This is a genomic window from Fructilactobacillus sp. YLN 2507 (assembly GCF_059614085.1).
The window spans coordinates 72,934-93,862 of record NZ_CM184303.1 but is presented as its reverse complement, the minus strand read 5'-3'; the positions used below and the strand labels follow the sequence as shown (position 1 = coordinate 93,862).

Sequence of the window (20,929 nt, the reverse complement as noted above, 5' to 3'; positions counted from 1 at the left end):
TTATAAGACCTCCCAATCTGGTTCTTCACTAGTCCCAAGTGAACGTTGAATTGCAGTGATGGTTCTAGCCTTAATTACACAATCAAGGGCACCTTGGTCAACTGCTTTAATGTTAATGTTTTCAATTCCAAATTTGTTAACAATGGTTTCAATGGTTTTAATGATATCTTTACCAAATCTTTCCTTTACATCAGATGTAAGGTCAATTTTGATTCCATCGTTACCTTTACTTACTGTAACTTGAATATCAGATGATTCAAGGGTTCCAGCAATTGCTGTTTTTTTAATTTCCACTGATCTTCATTCCTTTCTTAATCCGGTTCTGCAATGCTTGCTTGTTTTTAACAATAAAATCGTAGGTTGTTGGTGGCACTAATAATTTTATTTCTTCAATATTATCATTAGCGATTGCCAAACGAACCGTCCGGGCAGAAACTATTTCACCATTATCAACATTACATAATCGTGGAATAACCTTTACCTGAATCTCAGGCGGCAAGATCTTTTCGAGCACTTCGTTATAAATCTTGGTCGTTCTTGATTCTGGTTCAGTTCCCAAATACCTAGTTGAAATTGACAATTTTTTAGCAATCCACTGTTTAAATACTAACGCATCAATGGTAGTTTGATAAACAATTTTGTCGTTTTCATAACTTAAGAAGTAAGCGGGAAAGGTTGCATAACTAACTAAATAATCTTCGCCAGGAACTACCACTACATTATCTATGTCTTTAGTCCCAGCGACAATCATTTCAGTTCGTTCTTTCGTAGTAAATAACGATTTGTCAGTACTTACTACGAAAACATAAACATGGTCACTACTTTTGGCTGCCTGTTCAATTAAATAACGGTGCCCCTTAGTAAAAGGGTTTGCATTCATAACAATTGCACCAATTTTTTCATTATCTTTGAACTTAGGCAAATCTGCCAAATAGCTAGTAATACTTTGATCACCGGTTTCCAAAAAAGCGGCATCGTCACTTTTAACAATTAGGGAAAAGCCTACTTGTTCAAAACTTTTACAATACTTAGGCTTAGTAAACACTAAAACATGAAAAACATCTTTACGTGCCAAAATATTTAGTAATTCTGAAACGATTCGATTAAATAAAGCACCATTGCTACTGTCTTTGTTACACACAGCAATGTACTTTAAAATGTTTCCAGCATACGATCCCGTTGCTATTAATTTGCCATTTTTAAATAACCCAATCGTTCCATCCAAAGGCTCTGTTTCACTTTGACTAAAATTACCAATTCCTAAGTCTTTTAAGAAATCACTCCATTGGATAAACTGATCTGTATCTTGTATATTAATGTTTCTAAGCTCTAAATTATCCATTAAACACTACATTCCTATCAATAATACACTAATTTTTTGTACTGTAATTTTCAATTGACTTAGTAACAGTTGGAACTACTTCTTTATCAAATACACCTGGTACAATTTCATTAGGAGTAGGGTTAGAAATTAAGTCTGCTAAAGCATAAGCTACAACTTCTTCAATTTGATAAGTAACCTTATTAATTCCTGTTTCTAATAATCCCTTAAATAATCCTGGGAAAGCTAAGATATTATTAACTTGATTAGGATATTTGCCGGAACCCGTAGCAACTACCGCAGCACCAGCTTCCTTAGCTACATCGGGATCAATCTCTGGAACTGGGTTAGCAAGGGCAAAAATAATTGGATCTTTAGCCATTCTCTTAACTTGTTCTGCTGATAAGACATTAGCAACTGATAGCCCAATAAAGACGTCTTGACCATCAATAACATCGTCTAAAGTCTGACCTTCAATCCCAATTGATTCTTTAGCAAGTTCAACTTGGTACTTATTGTAATTACTGCTATCTGGTTTAACAACCCCATCAATATCAACTAAAGTAAGATGTTTGATTCCAACTTTTTTTAACAGACGAGCAGTCGCAACCCCGGAAGCACCAACTCCGTTAATCAAGACTTTTAAATCAGTAAGCTTTTTGTTAACTACTTTAGCGGCATTAATTAACCCCGCCAAAACTACAATTGCAGTTCCTTCTTGGTCATCGTGATAAACCGGAATATTTAACTCTTTACTCAAAGCTTCTTCTAATTCAAAACACTTTGGAGCTGCAATATCTTCTAAATGAATCCCAGCAAAAGACAATGAGATTGCTTTGATATGTTCTTTCATGGTTTCAGCATCACTAGGGTCAATAGCAATTGGTAAAGCATTTACTCCTGCTAAATCTTTATACAACAATGACTTAGCTTCAATAACAGGTAATCCTGCTGCTGGACCAATATTACCTAATCCTAAAATAGCCGTTCCGTCTGAAATTACTGCCACTAATTTTCCACTCATAGTATATTTACTTTTAAGGGCAGGGTCTTTTTCAATAGCTTTAGAAATTTGAGCTACACCAGGTGTATAAGCTTCCCCTAGTTCTTTTTTGTTGGTAACATCAAAATCTGACTTGATTCCTAAAACACCGGTATATTTCGCATGTATTTTAAAAATATCTTCATCCATATTTGATGACCTCCTCTTCTAAATTTTTGTTTCCATTTTTTATTATAAACTATTTTATAAAATCTAATTATCCAAATAATGAAACAAAAATTCCAGCCATCACTAGCATAACTGCACCACCGAGCCGGTTCCCCATTTGGGCAAAACCAATCAAATTCATTCGATCACAAGCAGCCAAAACAGAAATGTTTCCGGCTCCACCCATTGAGTTATTAATCATTCCAGCGGTAATTGCTGATTCAACTGGATAAAGACCAAATAATTTCCCGAGAAGAGCAGCTGCAATGGAAATTGAAATCAAACTAGTAAGTACAAGGAGGACAAATTGCCAAGTTAACGAGTGCGTAAGAATAACTAAATCTAGTTTAGTTAAACCAACCCCAGCTAACAAAGCATGAGTTAAGTTTTTAGTAATTGAACTACTAAAAGTAACGGCTGACTCTTCATAGTACTTAGGAAGCCAACCAGTTGCTTTTACAATAATTACCAATAAAATCAAGAAAGCATATTCGTTAATTTTTGGAAAAATTCCATTAAGCATGACTGCAATCATATAGAATGCTAGAGCAAAAACTAATCCAACTCCCATTTTTTGGAAGTCAATTTTAGGAGTCATTCGTACCTTTTTATCAGTATCACCCGGTAACATCACTCCGTGACCATTCCACTTACTATTTTCTGATAGTTTAGAAAGAAGTCCTGCCCCAATAATGGCAAAAATATTACCTAAAATAACTGCGGGAAGTAAGTTTGATAGATATCCAGCTGCCGATCCCCCAAGTGCATTGTGATAAATTTGTGATAGTGGAATTGCTCCAGCACCAATTCCTCCACCCATCACTGGGAAAGCTACATTTAATGCACCATATCTAAACCCTTTTCCAATTAGTTGAGACATCCCAATCGTAGCAATGAATGCAACTGCCATTGACAAGAAAGCCACTGGTAAAAATCTAATTGAAGCTTTCAAAAGCATTTTTCGGTCCATACCTAAAATGGCTCCCACAATCAAAGAAACAATAAAGAAGTCAATGAAGTCAGTCTTTGTGACAAAAGTATCAACCGTAACAACTACGGATTTAGGAATGATTCCTGTTAAAGCTAAAATAGAACAACCAAATAGGACGAAAACTGCACCACCACCTAAATAACTTTTAAAAATAGGAAGGTGTGCCCCTAGGTAGTATAAAACATTTCCTAAAATCACCATTGCGAAAAGTGCACCTAGCATATTGCTAGGCAACATTTTAAAGTTTACGACCAATAAAAAGATAATCGCTGCCAAAGAATAAGCGATTAATCCCATTCCATCAATCTTAAAGCTTTCAAGCTTATTTACTATGTTTTTCATAGTAGTATTCCTCCAAAAAATTGTGAATAATTAAACAATCATCCATTTAATTATATGTGTTATTAATCACAATGTAAACGATTTTAAGATAAAATAATAATTTTACCTTACTTACAATTTATTAAATAAGATCATATTTATTTTAAGATTTAGTGATATTATTAAATTATATCAAGGAGGAATTTTCAATGACTAAAAAATACAAAAAAGTGGTTTTAATTGGAAACGGAGCCGTTGGTTCTGCGTATGCCTTTGCCATGATTCAACAAGGCCTAGCTGAAGAATTTGTAATCGTTACAAGAAACAAAGAAAAAGCTGCCGGAGATGCACTCGATTTAGAAGATGCCACCCCCTTCACTTCTCCAACTAACATCTATGCGGGAGAATACTCTGATTGTAAAGATGCTGACATTGTTGTCATTACCGCTGGAGCTCCACAAAAACCAGGTGAAACTAGATTAGATTTAGTTAATAAAAACCTTAATATCCTAGCAAAAATGGTCAAACCCATTGTTGCTTCTGGTTTTGCTGGAATTTTCCTAGTGGCTGCTAACCCCGTTGATATTTTAACCTATGCTACTCAAAAATTATCTGGGTTTCCCAAAAATAAAGTGATTGGGTCTGGAACTTCACTTGATACTGGTCGTTTTAAAGTAGCAATTGCTAAAAAATTCAATTTATCTCCTGAAAGTATTAATGCTTATGTACTTGGTGAACACGGTGATTCAGAATTTGCTGACCTAGACGAAGCCACCATTGGTAACGTTCCATTATTAAAATATGCTGCTAAACGTGGAGTTTCTAAAGAAGACTTGCTTAAATTAGAAGATCAAACTCGCAATAAAGCTTATTCTATCATTGACCGTAAAGGAGCTACTGCCTATGGAGTTGCAACTGCATTAATGCGAATTTCACGGGCAATTCTCCGAAATGAAAGTGCTGTTTTAGCTGTTTCTGCTCCAATTGAAGAAGAATATGGTTTAGACGATGATTTATACCTGGGGACACCTGCTGTGATTAATGCTGAAGGAATTGATAAAGTCTTAGAAATTCCTCTTAGTCAAAATGGAATTGACCAAATGCATGCCTCTGCTAAAGAAATCAAAGAAATCATTAAAGATAGTATTGAACAATAATTATTAAGCCAAACTAAAAACTCGTACAGGAATTGTTTAGAATTTCTGTACGAGTTTTTTATTCTGTAACTTGAATAATCGTTAAGTTACCTTTGAAACAATAATTTTTAATTGGAGTCGGCATGATAAAAGTATTTCCGGTTTCAATTTGGTATGTTTTATCACCACAAGCTAGAATCCCTGATCCTGCAATTACAACATTAATTGAATAATTATCATTAATAATTTTAGTATTTTCTCTAACATTAACTTTATCGACATTAAAATATTTAGATCGCAAAATACTAATAACGGCAGAATTATCAGCATTAACTATTGGTTTAGTTATTTTTGCATCTGGAATCAGATTGGGAAAATTAGTCACTGCAACTGCTTTATCAACTTGAAGCGGTCGCTGTTTGCCAGTATTAGGATCAACCCTAGCAAAATCAAAAAAGCGTAACGTATTATCAGAGCTTTGCTCAATCTCCAAAGCCACAATTCCAGCACCTAAAGCATGTAGAGTCCCAGCTGGAACGTAAATCAAATCGCCAGCTTTGACTTTAATGGTAGTCAAAAGTTTTTCTAATTTACCTTGATTAAGGGCCACTTTCATTTCATCTGCCGAACGTGCTTGATGTCCATAATACGCAACTGCCCCAGGTTGAGCTGCTAAGATATACCAACATTCCGTTTTTCCGTTTGGCTCTGCAAAAAATTTATGTGCATTTTCATCGTTGGGATGAACTTGAATTGAAAGACTTTGTTGGGCATCTAGCATTTTAACCAGCAATGGAAATGATTGATCTAACCGATGATAACCAAATAATTGTGGTTCATCATTCCACACCTGTTTTAACGTTTTACCACGATAAGGACCATTAATAATTTCTGATAAATCATTCCCATATGCTGAAGCTAACCAAGCTTCACCTGTTTGATTAGTCGGAATATCAAACTTAAACTTTTTAAGATTAGTGCCACCCCACATTTTTTGCTGAAAAATTGGTTTTAAAAATAGGGGTTCAATTTCATTTTGTTCACTCATAACTATGCCTCTTTTTGATTAATTTTTTTAATCAAGTAAAGTATAACATGTAATCGCTTTCATAACCATTTTTTCAGTCTTCTAGTGATTTTTCCTCAGCCATTGCAACAACGTCGCATTAAAGGTATCGGGCTGTTCAACCATGACTAAATGTCCTGCATCATTAATCGTTGTTGCTGTAACCTGACTTGATAATGTCTCACACAAATTTGCAAATTTAGGATTAAAGTATGGCGACTCGCCTCCGCTAACAATTAATAATGGACATTGCAAATGGGCCATCACACTGCGCCAATCTTGCGTGGCATGATCAATTAAAAATGGAAAATTTAGTTCGGTATCATACGGAAAATCAGATTTTAGTCTTTGTAATTTGTCAAACAATTGATTGTCAATATTTCGATGAGTAGCCTTGCCAAAGGGTTGCGCTAATTCAAAATGAAAATCATCCCACGTAATTTCCTTAAATCCATAATTCCAAGTTTCATCATTAATCATTTTCGGACTTTGATCAACGTCAATAACGCCCTTTATTTTTTTTGATCCAAATAAAGAAATATAGGCAAAAATGGTCGAAGCCCCCATTGAGTTTCCCATTAAAATAGGATTGGTAATTTTCAATTTTTGCTGTAACTCAAATAAATCCATTGCATGTCGGGAAATTCGTAATCCACGATTAGTATGTTCTGATTTGCCTTGATTACGAGCATCAATATTAATTACCCGATAATGGTGCTCAACTAAAAAATCAACCGTTTTTTCCCAATATTCTTTATAAGCACCAATTCCTGAAAGAATCATAATTACAGGATTTTCCTTTTCTCCATTATCATCATAATCTAGTTCAACCTGATCTGAAGTATAAAATTTCATAACTAATATCCCCTAAAGTAAGCTTTAACAGCTTGCTTCATTTTTTTGAATAATTGTTTTTGGCTAGCAATTAATTTACCATTTCGCTTAATTTCAATCCAATCATCTGGATGGTCCTTAACCAGTTTAATAAATCTAATCTTAGGCTGTTTGGCTTGAAGATAATCCAAGGTATATTCACTATCTAAAACTTTATCAATTTTATTATTTAAATTAACATTTGCTGCATGATTAACCAACCCAACTTGAATTACCCGAACATGACACTTATCAATTAATAAATATGCCAAGTCTAGAAGCACTTGATTATTAAAGCGTTCTCTTCGCTTTAAGTGGTATTCATTTGTTTTCATTTAAAACTCCTTTTTTGAAAACTATCGTTAATTTTCATAATTTTTTCGTTTTAGCTGACTGAAACGAATTTTAGTCCCAATGTTTTTAATCCCATTAAGTTGAAGATTATCTTGAATACCTTCATTTAATTTATCTAAAATTGTAGATAATTCTTGGCGTTCCGTTTCATTTAAATAGTCAAGATATTCTGGAATATAAAACAAACTCTGATTAGCTGCTTTACTACCCTTTTTAGTTAATTTAATTAATTGAACTCGGCCATCTGTTTCAGATTGCTGCTTTGTTACATAACCCTTTTTTTGTAGTTTACTAACAAACTCCGAAGTAGATTGAACACTAATTCCTAAACGAAGTGATAATTCCTTTTGCGAAACATTATCACCTTCACTAAGTGCTACCAAAATTTTATTTTGTCCTTTAAATACTGGTGAGTGTCGTTCTGCTTGCTCGTCTGCAATGTCTTGTAACGTCGCAAATTCGTACAACTTAGCCGCTAATAGATGTTTTTCGAGCATATCGTCCATATTATTCACTCCTTATTTGGTTCTATTAATTTAATTATACCAATCGTACCCGAATCATGAACTGTAAGGCAAATAAACTCATTGACTTTTTAATCAGGTGCCCTTATAATATTCTTTGTCAGGTACCCTGATTACATTTCGAAAAAAGGAAGGAACTACAATGAAAGAAAAAAAAGCTGTTGAAGTTCATAACTTAAGTAAAAAATTCAAGCAACAAATTGCCGTTGATAATATCTCCTTTAACATTAAGCAAGGAGAGGTTTTCACTCTCTTAGGTCCAAACGGAGCTGGAAAAACCACCACTTTAAATATGATGACTACCCTTTTAAAACCAACTAGTGGTTCAATCAAGATTTTAGGTCATGATACCCAAAAAGAGGCCCAATTAGTTCGTTCGCTATTTGGCTTAACTGCACAAACAGCTTTAATTGATGAAGATTTATCAGCAAGAGAAAATTTAATGATCTTTTCTCGTTTAAATGGACTCTCTAGAAAGGATTCTAAAATTAGAACCGAAGAGTTATTAAAAGAATTTTCACTAACTGATTCAGCTGAAAAAGCCCTTTCGACTTTTTCTGGTGGAATGCGACGACGTTTAGACTTAGCAGTAAGTTTGATCGCTCGTCCAGCAGTAATCTTTTTAGATGAACCTACTACTGGCCTTGATCCAAGAACTCGAATTCAAATGTGGGACACAATTAGAGCTTTAGTTAAGGCTGGTTCAACGATTATTCTAACCACACAATATCTTGAAGAAGCTGATCAATTGGCTGATCACGTTGCTATGATTGACCATGGTAAAATGGTTGGCTTCGGTACTCCAAATGAACTAAAAGCCAAAGTTGGTGGTAATAAATTAAATTTGAAATTTTCCAATGAAACTCGAGCACAAGCAGCAGTTCAAGTGCTTAATCATCATTTAACTACCAAGATTAAACAGACTGAAGATGCTGTCTCAATTCCATTACAAGATATAAATGAGGTAACTGGAATTCTCAATCTATTAACCAATGCTAAGATATCAATTACTAACATGGAAGTTAAACAACCTTCAATGGATGACGTTTTCTTTGCCATGACTGTGGGAAAAAATTAAAAAGGAGAGCTATTATGAATGAAACTAAACCCTACAAAAGCCACATTATTCAAAATACAATAACTATCGCTTATCGCAATCTATTAAAAACATTACACAATCCTGATGAACTATTGGACGTAGTCATTCAACCCGTTTTATTTATGTTAATGTTTGGATACCTATTTGGTGGAGCAATTGCAGGAAATGTCCACAATTATTTACCAATCATTGTACCTGGAATTTTAATGCAGGCTTTACTTTCATCTTCCTCAGGTTCTGGTACCCAAATCAGTGAAGATATGCATACCGGAATTTATAACCGATTTAAATCATTACCAATTTCAAATCTTGCACCTTTAGCTGGTCAATTAGTTGCAGACATTTTGCGTTTAATGATTGCAGCCATCGCTTCGTTAGCAACTGGATATTTAATGGGTTGGCGTCCCGAAGCTGGATTTGGTTGGTTAGTGATCGTTGTAATCCTAGATGTTTTTCTGGGTTGGTCTATCAGTTGGATTTTTGCTTTTTATGGACTTATCGCTAAAAGTACAACCATGGTAGAAAGTGTTTCTTTAATGACGATGTTAATTTTAATCTTTTTATCAAATGCCTTTGTCCCAGTAAAAACTTTACCAACTTTTATGAAAGTCTTAGTTAGTTTAAACCCGATTACTTACGTCATTAGTGCTTCTCGAACAATGCTTAATCAAGGAGTTTGGTCTAATGAAGCATGGATTGTCTTTGGTGCAGGAATTCTTATCATTGCTATCTTTGCCCCATTAACGGTCATGGTTTATAACCACAAAAGATAATTATTTAGCTTGCAAACCTTCCACATAAACTGCTTTAATATCGTTTTGAGTGGTAGAATACATCAAGTTTTCAAAAATGTCATCTGGTGTAGCTGGCTGAAAGGGTTTGGGTCGATTTTCTATAATTTGTAAATCAGCTAGGTAACCTGGTTCAATTTCACCAGTCGGTAAATTAATTGCTTTTGCTCCGCCAACTGTTGCAAGATAAAAGGCCGTTTTAGCTGTAATTCGACTTTCTGGTACACCGCGTTTCTGTGATTCAATTCTAGTATCAACACCACTTTGTAATTGTTGAGAAGACAAAATTGCCTGTTTCAAGTTATCATACATGCTTGGTGAAAATCCACCTGAGATGTCAGTTCCAATTCCGAGATTCACGTGATGATCTAAAATTCTCTTAACTGGTAAAATTCCATCTCCAAAATAAACATTTGAAATTGGACAATGTGAAACTGTGACACCAGCCTTTTCAAATAACTTTAAATCAGCATCATTTAACAACGTTCCGTGGGCCATAATACTACGACAATTCATTAAACCACAATCAGCTAGAACAGTCGCATCACGTTTTCCATACTTTTTCAATGCATAACCATTTTCCCAATCACTTTCACTACAGTGAGATTGAATGGGCAAGTCATATTGATTAGCCAACTTAGCAAGTCCTTTCAATGCTTCTAAACTACAGCTAGGTAAAAATCTGGGTGTAATTACTGAGGTTTGCTTAATCAAATTCGTTTGATTTTGTCATTGTAATTCATCAATAAAACTTTTGGTTTTGGCAATGCTATCAGAAGCAGATGCATCACGATAATAGGCTGGATTAATTTCTGAGTCATCCATTGCAACTTGTCCAATTAATCCCCGTTGTCGATTTTTATTACACATTTTTGCCAAAATTAGATTTGATTTAGGATAAATAGTTCCAAAATAAACTGCTGTAGTTGTCCCAAAATTCACTAAATTTTTCGTTAAATCATCATAAACTTTCTCTGAAAATGATAAATCCTGATATTTAGCTTCTAACGGAAAAGTGTACTCATTAAGCCATTCACTTAATGGCTTATCTAAAGCTAATCCGGCATTAGGCCATTGGGGTGCATGAATATGAGTATCAATGAACCCTGGTAAAAAATATTGATTTTCGGTTAGCTCAATTAAATTATTCTGAGCCTTTGCTAGTTGTAAAATTGATGCATAATCATTATCATTTTCGTGTAAAATTCTAGAAATTTTTCCATCATCGTTAACTACAATTAAAACGTGATTTAAAAATGTAATTTCTGTTTTACTAGCTGAAGTAAATCCGGATCCCTTAAGTACTAATTTCATTTTTTAAGCCTTTCTATAAAAATAGCACAATGCTCAAAAAAGCATTGTGCTATTTGAATTTAATTTATTTTTCTGGTTGTAGTCGTTTAGGCATAATTTGATTCAAAATCACACAGGCAATTGCAGCAACGGCAACTGGTGATTCAAGTACATATTGAATCATTTGAGGAGCTTCCTTAACAGTTGAAGCAGGAATCAAGATCATTGCCATCGTAAGAATAATTGGCATTCCAACCACATACAAATCACGTTCACTAGTTCTAATTCCTTTAATAACTTTCAATCCGTTTAACATAATTGTGGCACAGATGATCGCAAATACTCCACCAATAACGGGAGCTGGAATTGCTGATAAGAATGCTGATACTTTTCCTAAAAATCCTAAAGCAATGAACCAGATTCCAGCACTAATGAAAACTTTTTTACTGGCAATCCCAGTAATTGAAATAACTCCAGCGTTCGTTGAATAGCTTGTAACCGGTGTACTTCCAAGTAAAGCCGAAATAATACAACTAATTCCTTCTCCAATAATTCCCCGATTCCATTGCTTAGGTGAAATTTTTTCATCAGTTACGGCACTCATGGCAAACCAAGTCCCAGTTGTTTCAGCTGTAATGACCGCATAAATGACAATGAAAGTTAAAATAGCAGAGAAGTTAAATTGCATTCCATAGTGGAAAACGTTGAAACTTGGGAAAGTAAACCAATGAGCCTGTTTAACTACTGACCAATCAAAGAGCCCCATCATTGTTGCGGTGATGGTACCTGCTGCAAGAGCTAGAATAATCGAGCCAACTTTAAAGAAGTGTTTAGCTTTGGGAAAATAAAGACCCAAGAAAACAGCGAATAAAAGTACAAAAGCCGTTACAGAAGCCAAGACAATATTTTGGTTAATATGTCCGGGAGCCTTAAAGATATTATCATTTAGAGCAGCTGGCATTAAGGAAAGTCCCACACTAGTAATAATGGTACCCCCTACAATGGAAGGAACTAAAACATTAATTACTTTTTGAAAAATCCCAGTCATCCCCAGAACAACCATTAAAATTGCACCAACAACTAATGATCCAATGACAGTAGCCATTCCTCCATGAACACCACCACAAGCAAGATAAACCCCCACAATTGCACCAATTGGCACAAATGATGGTCCCGCCGAAATTGGCATTTTCATAAAGAATTTAGTTTGCAAAATCGTTCCAATCCCAGCAGCTAAGAAAGTTGCTTGAATCAAACTCATTTTTTCAGCCATTCCCATTGCTAACAACCCAGCAATAATAACGGGTGGCACATAAACATCCATTGCTAAAACGTGTTGTAACCCTAGTAAGACGGTCTGTCCGGTAGGGACATTATCGTTTGGACCATAAATTAATGAACTTTCACTGTCTGTTTTCGCCATTGATTATTTCCACCTTTTTTAAAATTAACATTTTTCGATAAAATAATAATAACATTCGGCTTTGATTTTGTAAACCGAATTTTAAATTGATAAACCCATGTATAGTTCGTATTATATCGAGTGGTTAATAATTACACAATCTTACCGCTTTCCATGATATTATGGTTAGAGAATAAATTAATTCGCCAATAACGAATAGGAGAATACTTATGATTATCTTTTTACATGCTTTAGTTGGAATAGTCGCTTTTATCGGAGCTGGTGCTTTAGGAACTAGCTTTTCTGGTCAAATCGACCAACTTTCAACTCTTCAAAAATGGTCATTAATTACCACAGTAACCACCATTGGTTTAACTGCTGTATTAGGCCTTTACTCTGTTGCGGGAATTCCCGGTGCAGCATTATCATTGATTCTTTTGGTCGCTTTTGAATACGTTTGTTTCTTCAAGGGTGCTAAGGAAGATGCTTAATAAAAAAATTTAAACAATATTAATAAGACAACCAATCATCTGTATTAAACAGGTATTGGTTGCCTTATTTTTTATTAATTTAGAAAATTGTTTTTAATATCTTGGAACTACTTGATCAAAATCTGCTGGGGAACTAGCCATTCTAGAACTATCCCTCATTATTTTAATATGAACTTTATCTTCACCAACTGGTGCTAATTGAGCGAGCATTCGTGTATTAACATCACTGTTAATATCATTATTATCTGGAGCATAAAATTCTTGTTCACTATAATCCTGAAGCTCATCGTTTTTATTAGTTTTTGATTTAGTAGTAAGCATTACTGCATTCGATTCATCAGGATGTAATCCTGTGACGGATTTTACAAACGGCCCATAACTTAAATCATCTTGGGGCGCATATTTGTTTGCTAAGGCAAGTGCCTCGCTTTCTGAAATTGGTCCACCTTTTTGTGTCTCTTTTTCTTTGCTTTCAGTACTTTGCTTATCATCATTTTGAACTTCTTTATCATCACTTTTGGTTTTCTTGGGTTGTTTCTTTTCTGTTTTTGTATGTTGTTCTGAATCTTTTGGTTTAGATGATTCTTTATTATTTCCACAAGCAGCTAAACTAACTACAAATAAAAGTGATGCAACACTAATTAATAATTTTTTCATTTTCAGCATTCTCCTTAATAACGATTAATAACATATGTTTTGATGGGTAATTTATCATTTCCTAAAACAAATTCTTCTTTTATAATTACTTTGTCTGCTTTTTTAGGGTCTGGATATACATAATATTCATGGCCGCTATCTTCATAGACTTGACCGTAATATAAATAATCGCCTTTATCAATAAGACCACTAGTTCCTCCATCTTTCTTTGGATCACTAGTGGTATCTCTACCTGTATCTTTATGTATTAATTCTCTACCCTCTTTAAGGTCAATCTGTTTCAATTTTTTAGTACTTCCTACAGTATAAGAATTCTTAGGGTTTTTACCGTATCGGTTTAACTTATATGTTAATACTGGTGACCCAAATTCCATCATTTGTTGTGACTTAATAAAAACCTTAGAAGGGTTATCTACATCTGGATATACATAATATTTTCCACCAGGATTTTGGTAACATTTACCATAATTCAAATAAGTTCCGATTAAACTAAGGCCACCGGAGTTTTCTGAGCCACTATCTAGTTCTGATGTATCCATACCATTAGTTTCTTTTATTAAATTCCGACCTTCGGCATCACTAATAAGCTGGATTTCTTTTTCACTTTTGGACTTAATATTTTTAGATAATTTGTCTTCATGTTTTCTATTACTACCAGTAGACTCATTCTGGATTAATAAAAAACAAAATAACAAAGTTAGTGCTGAAATCAAAATTGAAACTAGTCTCACTCCCTTTTTCATTATTACCTCCTTAAATAATTATAAATAATATTTATGATTAAATTATTTATATGTTATATCTTCTCCCCCAAAAATTAAAGTTTTTATTAATTAGTCATATCAATTTTTTATGTAAAATTGTGGATTTATTTTTCGTTAATATTACATAGTTATATCATTAAATAACGAAGTATAAAGTATGATAATCCATTAACAAGGAAAATATAGATAGCATTTTCCTTATAGGTACGTTATTTTTAATTTTATTAAAAATTATTTCATCTTTAGTTAATAACAATTATGAACCAACATACCCATCTATATTAGGTATAATTATCTTGGGTCTCGTAATAATTAATGCAATCGCTGAACTACAGGTATCAAATGATAATTTTAATATGTTATGTATATGCATAATAGTAACATTAATCATTTGGTTGATTTATTCGCTAGAACTAGCTACATATTCATTCGTAAATAGTGCTCTAAACGATAAAATTTATGAATTAATGGAAAATAATTCTGTGGAAAAATCTAATAATAGATAACCCCCACAAAAAAATTTTTTGTGGGGGTTAAAATTTTCTATGAAAAACAACTTATTTAAGAATTTGTTTATAGATTGTTTAACTTTATTAAAAGTTATCTCCATACAAATACTTTTTCAACGCCTGATACCTTTTATAGTATTCCTGCTCTCGCTTATTATCACGAGGTTTGTAATATTCCCTATTTTCCAATTTTTCTGGTAAATATTTTTGATGCGCAACCTGATGTGGTTCATTAAAGGGATTAATCATATCCCCACCACCAGTCAACTCTACCGAATGTTTATAATGAGAATCGCGCAAATAGCTTGGCATTGGATACATTTGATTAGGTTTTTCGCCATCAGCCGCGGCCCGTTCATATGACTTCCAAGCTGAATCCGACTTTGGTGCTAAACACAAAGTAATGGTTGCATAGGCTAAATTAGTCGATGCCCGTGGAAGTCCAATTTCTTTGGCCGTCTGACAAGCAAGCACTGCGGTATCAACGGCACTTGGTGAAGCTAACCCGATGCACATATAGGCGGCATCACGGATTCTTCGGATGGCTGATTCAAGATCACCGGATTTTAAAATAACGCTTAAATAATATAAGGCTGCATCCGTATCTGAACCAATAATCGCGTAGTTAAAAGCACTCAAATAATCATAATGATAAGTTGTATCTTTATCAAAAGCAAAATGCTGATTTTTAGCGAACTCAATAATTTGCTCATGGGTTAAATCTTTCCCATACATCGCAAATAGCGTTTCTAAAATATTCAAAGAAACTCGAACATCGCCATTGGCGGAGTTCCCAATCATCTTGGCCGACTCATCATCTAGCTCAAATTTAAAAATATCTTTAGCCGTTCTTTTCAAAACAATCATGATATCTTCTGTTTTGACCGGCTTCATTTCAAATAGTTCACACCGTGATCGAACAGCCGGATTAATCGTAATAATCGGATTTTCCGTTGTAGTTCCGACCAACATAATTTGGCCAGACTCTAAATATGGTAATAAAAAGTCCTGAACTGGCTTCGTCAAACGATGAATTTCATCTAGTTGGAGAATAAATGATTCATCTTTATGCTGATTAACGATTTTTTGTAAATCAGCCTTGTTATTAATACTAGCATTATAGCTTTCCAATGGCATCTTGAGCATTTTAGACATCACATATGCCAAAGTCGATTTACCAGTACCAGGTGGTCCCCAAAGAATCAATGAAATAGAAATTTTTTTATCAATAATTTGGCGTAACGGCTTCCCAGGACTTAGCAAATCTTGTTGACCCACAATTTGATCGATAGTTTGTGGTCTAACTGCATCCGCTAACGGCTGATGGATTTTATTTTCATTAAATAACGAAATTGAGTTTTGTGTCATTTTTATACCTACTTTATAGAAACATATTCCTTATGATAGCTATTGCTAATAATTATCCAACACTTTGTTGTTCATTAAAAATAATTTGGCTTTACTAATCTTTTTTAACATCCAATTATTAAGGTTTTCATCATTAATAAATAAAAATTATTATTTTGTACTAGTTTTTCAACGTTTCGTCTGGTAAAATTTTGCAAAAGGAGAACTATATATGGCTAATTATGTTGGTTTTGGTGTTGTAATTGTATTATTAATAGTACAAGCGATTTTATCTAAACAGGTAAAATTCTTTTTTCTCGGTTTCATAATTCCCATCTTATACTTGTTATATTTAATCTATATACTTGTCAAAAAAGACACAAGTATATTATTTGGCTATTCATGTTAATAATTGGAGAAGCACTCTTATTAGAAATTCAATACACTGAATATCATAAGAAAAAATCAAAAAAGAACAAGAATTAGGCAAAAACCATAAAAGAGCTAATAACGACAATTATTTAATTAGTCGCTATTGGCTTTTTTTGAAGTTATTCCTTTTCCACATCCAACGGTTTGTTCATTTTATCTAACAAATTAACGACGATAACAACCATAAATAAAATTAAAACTAAATAAAATACATTATGGAAAGCCGTCAATAATATTTGATTAATTTCATTAACTAATTTAACGGGTAAATGGACCGATGCGGCATGCTTAGAAGAAATCACACTATTTAATAATTTCGAAGTTATATCAGGATAATGTTGATGTTCCACATTCAAAGTTAAATTGAAAACAAAGCCAAACACCCCTGTCATAACCGTCTGTCCCAATGTTCTACCTAGTGTAATCATCGAAGAAGCCACGCCGACATTGGCTTTCGGCACGATTGCTTGCGAAACTACGGTATTTATAGTGATAATTATTCCTAAGCCTGCCCCCGTTATTCCAGAAATAATATAAAACCAAATCATTGGTAGTGAAACAGAGCTAAAAACTAGGATTAAGTAAAAGACAAATTGAATAATGACAATTGGAACCACAATCAATTTTGGAGCAAAATGTTTAATTAACGTGCCAACGAAAAACGAGGTAATTAACCAAGCCACAGTACTAGGTGTGATTGCTAATCCAGCAATCGTTGCTGAAACCTTATAAATTGATTGCAACCACATGGGAAAGTAGATTTGAAAGCCAAATTGAATGCCACTTAACAATAAGGCCGTTAAAATTTGCGCTGAAAAAGTCCATGATTTAAATAATTTAAGGGGTATGACTGGATCATTCGCCCTTTTTTCAGTCCGGACAAAAAGCACAAATGAAATTAAAATAATGATTAAGCCAATTAGTAAAATCGGATAATTAAGCGTCGGTTCACTCAATAATTGCAAAGTTACTAATAAAGAAATTAGAAATAAAGCTAACCAGGAACTACCCCAATAATCCATTTTTAAGGCTACTTTTTGCTTTACGGGATCGGCATAACCAAAATAAATTAAACAAAAGACGATGATTCCCAAAGGAACATTAATGAAAAAGATCCAATGCCAGCTTAATTGATCAACAATAAAGCCTCCAATAATCGGCCCAATTAAAGCGGAAATTCCCCAAGCAGTGTTATTCCACGCCATCATATTCGTACGCTCGTCTAACGGAAATGTGTCGGCAATTAAAGTAAAAGTAATTGGCATAATTGCACCAGCACCAAGTCCTTGTAAGGCCCGTGCTGCAATCAACAATTCAATGTTAGTTGCCAACCCACAGGCCATCGAACCTAAGGTGAAAACGACTAAGCCAAAAAGAAAAATCGGTTTTCGCCCAATCCGATCGCTGAGTTTCCCATAGATTGGCGTACTTAACGTTGTGGTTAAAAGGTAGGTGGCAAACACCCAACTTTGCAAAGCTAAGCCATGTAAACTACTTAAGATTGAAGGCAATGCAGTGGTAACAATCGTAGTTTCCACAGATGTCATAAAGGTCGCAATTAAAACCGAACTAATAATCAAAAGCTTTTTCTTCGTCCACTTGTTTTTCTTTTTTAGCAAAATTAAAATCCCCTAACTGTTTTTTTATTTCGATAAACATCGAAATAAACATTTAGGTTAGTTCCTTTTTTTAATAAATGCAAATAAAAAGAACTACCGTTAAAAGGTAGTCCCTGATTTAATTACAGAATCTAAGTGTAATTTATCAATCATAGCTTGGTTAACTGATAAATACTTTTCATGACCAGCTTTTCTCATATTGGTTAACCCAGCATGTCTTAATATTTTAAAATGATAAGAAACCGTTGAAAGCGAAAGTTTAAGGTGTGAACTCACTTCCCCACACGTCATCTCTTTACCATTATCCATCAATATCCTAACAATTTGAATTCTGTTAGGATCGGCTAAAGCCTTAAACACCTTTGAAAGCTGAACTTCATTTGTTTCTTCCAAAAATCATCATCTCTTTTTAATAGTAATCGGCTTATATTATTAACTCATTTTAAAATATTATTTATCCTTGCGTAAAGTTATGCATATGATTTGGAGCCACATCTCTAAGTGAATTTAATAATTTCATATCTTCGTCCGAAATTTCAAAATCAAGTTCTGTATTTTGCTTAATATGCTCTGGTTCAATTCCCTTTGGCAAAGGTAAAACATCATTTTGGATAATGAAACGCAATGCGATTTGAGGAGTTGAAACCCCATACTTTTCAGCCATCGCTTTAATAACTGGACTGTTCAATAAATCTCCCGTAGCTAGAGGCGAATATGCCTCAACCAAAATATGGTTTGCTTTGGCAAACTTTGTAATGTTCGGTTCTGTATATCCAACGTAATATTGAATTTGATCTACCATTGGCTTAACTGAAGCAATTTCAAAAATGTTCTTTAAATCAGCCACATTAAAGTTAGATACTCCAATTGCTTTTGCCCGACCAGATTTGTAAATCTTTTCCATAGCTTTCCACACGTTTCGATTCCCCATATCATGGTTAGAGCCAATGTCGTTCCATGGCCAAGGAGCATGAATCAAATAAAGATCAACATAATCCGTCCCAAGCTTTTGCAAACTTTTTTCAAATTCAATTTCTACTTCGTCATAAGTCTTAACTGAGGCAGGTAATTTAGTCGTCAAAAACAATTTTGAACGATCAATTTTAGAGTATTTAATTCCTTCTCCGACACCTTCTTCATTTCCATACACGGTTGCTGTATCAATTAATCGATATCCATCTTTAATAGCAGCTTCAACCGCTGTTGCAGCAATATCATTAGGAGTTTGCCAAGTTCCAAAACCTAATTTAGGAATTTTAACGTTATTATGAAGAGTGTATGTTTCATTTAAGATATTCATATTGATTTGACCTTTCTGTAAAATTCAGTATTTATTGGCACTAGTATATATCAAGCTGAATTTAATAGGGTAATAAAAGCTTGTGAACATAGTACAAGAGAAATTAAAAGAAAGAACTATTAAAAATTAAGAAATAACCACATTATTATACATTAAAATGTTACCTAGTATATTTTTCTTCACTTGTTTGTAATTTTTAGATGAACTAAATTATGGACAAATAAATAAAAGGAGAAATTTTTATGAGAAAAAATAAAAATGTAATCACAATTTTAGGATTGTTCTTTGGAGTATTTGTAACGGGGGCTGATTCCTTTATTATTTCGCCAATCTTACCTGAAATTGCGCGTAGTTTTAATACATCAATTGGTCTTGCAGCTTATGGTGTAACAATATATGCCCTTTGTTTTGCTGCTGGTTCACCGATTTTTGGACCTTTAGGTGATAAGTATAATAAAAAGAAATTATTAATTACAGGTATTTCAATTTTCTTTCTTGGCACCTTATTGTGTGGATTGGCTAATAGCATAATTGAATTTTATATATATCGTGCAATTGCTGGGATTGGGGCATCTTTATTTGTTCCTAATGTATGGGCATTTATTGGAACTCATTTTAGTGGTAAAAAGCTAAACCAGGTAATGGGAATTGTCATGTCTGCATTATCACTTTCAATTGCAATTGGGGTCCCATTAGGAACTACGCTTGCACAATTAAGTAATTGGCATATGGCTTTTTGGGGATCTGCATTTTTAACTCTCTTTTCCTTAATTCTGATTCTATTTGTTCCAAAACAAAAAGAATCACAAAACACTGTTAAAATTTCATATATCAAATCATTTAAAAATGTATTTTTAGCTAAGAATGCATTACCAGCATTAATGATTACATTAACCTGGATGATTGGATTTTATAGTGTTTATACTTTCTTAGGAACTTATATTCAAAATAATTTTGGCTTTGATGTTGCCATGACTGGCTATGTATTTATTGCGTATGGTTTTTCTAATTTCATTGCTAGTTTCTTTGGGGGGAAAGTAATGGACAAATTAGGAAAGAAAAAGTCGATTAATTTAAATGCAATATTGTCAATAATCTTTATTTTAGGATTAATTATTTCTAAAAATAATATTTGGGTTATCGTACTTCTATTAATATTATTAGCATTTGCTCAGGGATTTGGAGTAACTTCATTAAATGCATATATTGTTAATGTTGTACCATCTAATCGTTCAACTTTGATGTCATTTAATAGCTCATTTCTTTATTTAGGACTTACTTTGGGTTCTGGAATTGGCGGAATTATTTATGATTCATTTGGTTTTATTGGGGTATGTTTAATGGCTGCTTTAGGATTATTTGTAGCACTCATTATTACTAATTTATTAAAGGATAAATAAATTAATAAAATAACTTATAACTTGATGAT

General features: G+C 33.6%; 20 protein-coding genes and 1 pseudogene. 5 read left to right on the top strand and 16 right to left on the bottom strand.

Features of this window, described 5'->3' with window-relative positions; all coding sequences use genetic code 11:
* From citD to AC0GLY_RS00395, 4 genes are all read right to left on the bottom strand, one after another.
* Positions 1 to 294: a citrate lyase acyl carrier protein gene (citD, locus tag AC0GLY_RS00410; RefSeq protein WP_496611607.1), complete on the bottom strand. Its 294-nt coding sequence runs from the start codon at positions 292 to 294 to the stop codon at positions 1 to 3.
* On the bottom strand, positions 284 to 1,342 hold the full coding sequence (gene citC, locus AC0GLY_RS00405; protein WP_496611606.1) for a [citrate (pro-3S)-lyase] ligase: 1,059 nt from the start codon (positions 1,340 to 1,342) through the stop codon (positions 284 to 286). Before citC ends, citD begins: the two co-directional genes overlap by 11 nt.
* 28 nt (positions 1,343 to 1,370) lie before the next feature.
* Positions 1,371 to 2,513, bottom strand: a complete 1,143-nt coding sequence (locus tag AC0GLY_RS00400; protein WP_496611605.1) for an NAD(P)-dependent malic enzyme — start codon at positions 2,511 to 2,513, stop codon at positions 1,371 to 1,373.
* 67 nt (positions 2,514 to 2,580) lie between these two features.
* Entirely contained in the window at positions 2,581 to 3,864 is a 1,284-nt protein-coding gene (locus AC0GLY_RS00395) for a 2-hydroxycarboxylate transporter family protein (RefSeq protein WP_496611604.1), read from the bottom strand.
* A 188-nt stretch (positions 3,865 to 4,052) separates the two neighbouring features.
* Between AC0GLY_RS00395 and AC0GLY_RS00390 the strand changes: the two genes are divergently transcribed.
* Entirely contained in the window at positions 4,053 to 5,000 is a 948-nt protein-coding gene (locus AC0GLY_RS00390) for an L-lactate dehydrogenase (RefSeq protein WP_496611603.1), read from the top strand.
* Positions 5,001 to 5,058: 58 nt separating this feature from the next.
* On the opposite strand, the gene AC0GLY_RS00385 is transcribed toward AC0GLY_RS00390, so the two are convergent.
* The 4 genes from AC0GLY_RS00385 to AC0GLY_RS00370 all read right to left on the bottom strand — a co-directional run bounded on the left by AC0GLY_RS00385 (position 5,059) and on the right by AC0GLY_RS00370 (position 7,778).
* Complete coding sequence (locus tag AC0GLY_RS00385; protein ID WP_496611602.1) at positions 5,059 to 6,027, bottom strand: type I phosphomannose isomerase catalytic subunit; 969 nt, start codon at positions 6,025 to 6,027, stop codon at positions 5,059 to 5,061.
* An 81-nt stretch (positions 6,028 to 6,108) separates the two neighbouring features.
* Complete coding sequence (locus AC0GLY_RS00380) at positions 6,109 to 6,900, bottom strand: alpha/beta fold hydrolase (RefSeq protein WP_496611601.1); 792 nt, start codon at positions 6,898 to 6,900, stop codon at positions 6,109 to 6,111.
* A 2-nt stretch (positions 6,901 to 6,902) separates the two neighbouring features.
* Complete coding sequence (locus tag AC0GLY_RS00375; protein WP_496611600.1) at positions 6,903 to 7,253, bottom strand: hypothetical protein; 351 nt, start codon at positions 7,251 to 7,253, stop codon at positions 6,903 to 6,905.
* 27 nt (positions 7,254 to 7,280) lie between these two features.
* Positions 7,281 to 7,778: a MarR family winged helix-turn-helix transcriptional regulator gene (locus AC0GLY_RS00370; RefSeq protein WP_496611599.1), complete on the bottom strand. Its 498-nt coding sequence runs from the start codon at positions 7,776 to 7,778 to the stop codon at positions 7,281 to 7,283.
* 160 nt (positions 7,779 to 7,938) lie between these two features.
* On the opposite strand from AC0GLY_RS00370, the gene AC0GLY_RS00365 reads away from it, so the two are divergent.
* Both AC0GLY_RS00365 and AC0GLY_RS00360 read left to right on the top strand, forming a co-directional pair.
* Positions 7,939 to 8,874: an ATP-binding cassette domain-containing protein gene (locus AC0GLY_RS00365; RefSeq protein WP_496611598.1), complete on the top strand. Its 936-nt coding sequence runs from the start codon at positions 7,939 to 7,941 to the stop codon at positions 8,872 to 8,874.
* A gap of 14 nt (positions 8,875 to 8,888) precedes the next feature.
* On the top strand, positions 8,889 to 9,668 hold the full coding sequence (locus tag AC0GLY_RS00360; RefSeq protein WP_496611597.1) for an ABC transporter permease: 780 nt from the start codon (positions 8,889 to 8,891) through the stop codon (positions 9,666 to 9,668).
* Here AC0GLY_RS00360 and AC0GLY_RS00355 read toward each other — a convergent pair.
* Positions 9,669 to 11,000: pseudogene (locus tag AC0GLY_RS00355) on the bottom strand (amidohydrolase family protein).
* 64 nt (positions 11,001 to 11,064) lie between these two features.
* Positions 11,065 to 12,402, bottom strand: coding sequence for a uracil-xanthine permease family protein (locus tag AC0GLY_RS00350; protein ID WP_496611596.1), 1,338 nt, complete (start codon positions 12,400 to 12,402; stop codon positions 11,065 to 11,067).
* Positions 12,403 to 12,611: 209 nt separating this feature from the next.
* On the opposite strand from AC0GLY_RS00350, the gene AC0GLY_RS00345 reads away from it, so the two are divergent.
* Positions 12,612 to 12,872, top strand: a complete 261-nt coding sequence (locus AC0GLY_RS00345) for a hypothetical protein (protein WP_496611595.1) — start codon at positions 12,612 to 12,614, stop codon at positions 12,870 to 12,872.
* Positions 12,873 to 12,965: 93 nt separating this feature from the next.
* Here the strand turns inward: AC0GLY_RS00345 and AC0GLY_RS00340 are convergent, their stop codons facing one another.
* The 6 genes from AC0GLY_RS00340 to AC0GLY_RS00315 form a co-directional block, all read right to left on the bottom strand.
* On the bottom strand, positions 12,966 to 13,529 hold the full coding sequence (locus AC0GLY_RS00340; RefSeq protein ID WP_496611594.1) for a hypothetical protein: 564 nt from the start codon (positions 13,527 to 13,529) through the stop codon (positions 12,966 to 12,968).
* A 14-nt stretch (positions 13,530 to 13,543) separates the two neighbouring features.
* Positions 13,544 to 14,272, bottom strand: coding sequence for a hypothetical protein (locus AC0GLY_RS00335; RefSeq protein ID WP_496611593.1), 729 nt, complete (start codon positions 14,270 to 14,272; stop codon positions 13,544 to 13,546).
* A gap of 614 nt (positions 14,273 to 14,886) precedes the next feature.
* Complete coding sequence (locus AC0GLY_RS00330) at positions 14,887 to 16,170, bottom strand: replication-associated recombination protein A (RefSeq protein ID WP_496611592.1); 1,284 nt, start codon at positions 16,168 to 16,170, stop codon at positions 14,887 to 14,889.
* 530 nt (positions 16,171 to 16,700) lie between these two features.
* Entirely contained in the window at positions 16,701 to 18,200 is a 1,500-nt protein-coding gene (locus tag AC0GLY_RS00325) for an MFS transporter (RefSeq protein ID WP_496611591.1), read from the bottom strand.
* A 99-nt stretch (positions 18,201 to 18,299) separates the two neighbouring features.
* Positions 18,300 to 18,593: an ArsR/SmtB family transcription factor gene (locus AC0GLY_RS00320; RefSeq protein WP_496611590.1), complete on the bottom strand. Its 294-nt coding sequence runs from the start codon at positions 18,591 to 18,593 to the stop codon at positions 18,300 to 18,302.
* Between the two features lie 61 nt (positions 18,594 to 18,654).
* Positions 18,655 to 19,500: an aldo/keto reductase gene (locus AC0GLY_RS00315; RefSeq protein WP_496611589.1), complete on the bottom strand. Its 846-nt coding sequence runs from the start codon at positions 19,498 to 19,500 to the stop codon at positions 18,655 to 18,657.
* 242 nt (positions 19,501 to 19,742) lie between these two features.
* On the opposite strand from AC0GLY_RS00315, the gene AC0GLY_RS00310 reads away from it, so the two are divergent.
* Positions 19,743 to 20,900 carry an MFS transporter gene (locus AC0GLY_RS00310; RefSeq protein ID WP_496611588.1) on the top strand — a complete coding sequence of 386 codons (1,158 nt, stop codon included), beginning with the start codon at positions 19,743 to 19,745 and terminating at the stop codon, positions 20,898 to 20,900.
* Positions 20,901 to 20,929: the final 29 nt, after the last annotated feature.

Bases quoted from the DNA above. Each gene is read 5' to 3' on its own strand.
- AC0GLY_RS00385 (WP_496611602.1), bottom strand. From the start codon at position 6,027: ATGAGTGAACAAAATGAAATTGAACCCCTATTTTTAAAACCAATTTTT.
- AC0GLY_RS00310 (WP_496611588.1), top strand. From the start codon at position 19,743: ATGAGAAAAAATAAAAATGTAATCACAATTTTAGGATTGTTCTTTGGA.
- AC0GLY_RS00315 (WP_496611589.1), bottom strand. From the start codon at position 19,500: ATGAATATCTTAAATGAAACATACACTCTTCATAATAACGTTAAAATT.
- AC0GLY_RS00380 (WP_496611601.1), bottom strand. From the start codon at position 6,900: ATGAAATTTTATACTTCAGATCAGGTTGAACTAGATTATGATGATAAT.
- AC0GLY_RS00395 (WP_496611604.1), bottom strand. From the start codon at position 3,864: ATGAAAAACATAGTAAATAAGCTTGAAAGCTTTAAGATTGATGGAATG.
- AC0GLY_RS00350 (WP_496611596.1), bottom strand. From the start codon at position 12,402: ATGGCGAAAACAGACAGTGAAAGTTCATTAATTTATGGTCCAAACGAT.
- AC0GLY_RS00360 (WP_496611597.1), top strand. From the start codon at position 8,889: ATGAATGAAACTAAACCCTACAAAAGCCACATTATTCAAAATACAATA.
- AC0GLY_RS00390 (WP_496611603.1), top strand. From the start codon at position 4,053: ATGACTAAAAAATACAAAAAAGTGGTTTTAATTGGAAACGGAGCCGTT.
- AC0GLY_RS00330 (WP_496611592.1), bottom strand. From the start codon at position 16,170: ATGACACAAAACTCAATTTCGTTATTTAATGAAAATAAAATCCATCAG.
- AC0GLY_RS00365 (WP_496611598.1), top strand. From the start codon at position 7,939: ATGAAAGAAAAAAAAGCTGTTGAAGTTCATAACTTAAGTAAAAAATTC.
- citC (WP_496611606.1), bottom strand. From the start codon at position 1,342: ATGGATAATTTAGAGCTTAGAAACATTAATATACAAGATACAGATCAG.
- AC0GLY_RS00375 (WP_496611600.1), bottom strand. From the start codon at position 7,253: ATGAAAACAAATGAATACCACTTAAAGCGAAGAGAACGCTTTAATAAT.
- AC0GLY_RS00345 (WP_496611595.1), top strand. From the start codon at position 12,612: ATGATTATCTTTTTACATGCTTTAGTTGGAATAGTCGCTTTTATCGGA.
- AC0GLY_RS00400 (WP_496611605.1), bottom strand. From the start codon at position 2,513: ATGGATGAAGATATTTTTAAAATACATGCGAAATATACCGGTGTTTTA.
- AC0GLY_RS00370 (WP_496611599.1), bottom strand. From the start codon at position 7,778: ATGGACGATATGCTCGAAAAACATCTATTAGCGGCTAAGTTGTACGAA.
- AC0GLY_RS00340 (WP_496611594.1), bottom strand. From the start codon at position 13,529: ATGAAAAAATTATTAATTAGTGTTGCATCACTTTTATTTGTAGTTAGT.
- AC0GLY_RS00335 (WP_496611593.1), bottom strand. From the start codon at position 14,272: ATGAAAAAGGGAGTGAGACTAGTTTCAATTTTGATTTCAGCACTAACT.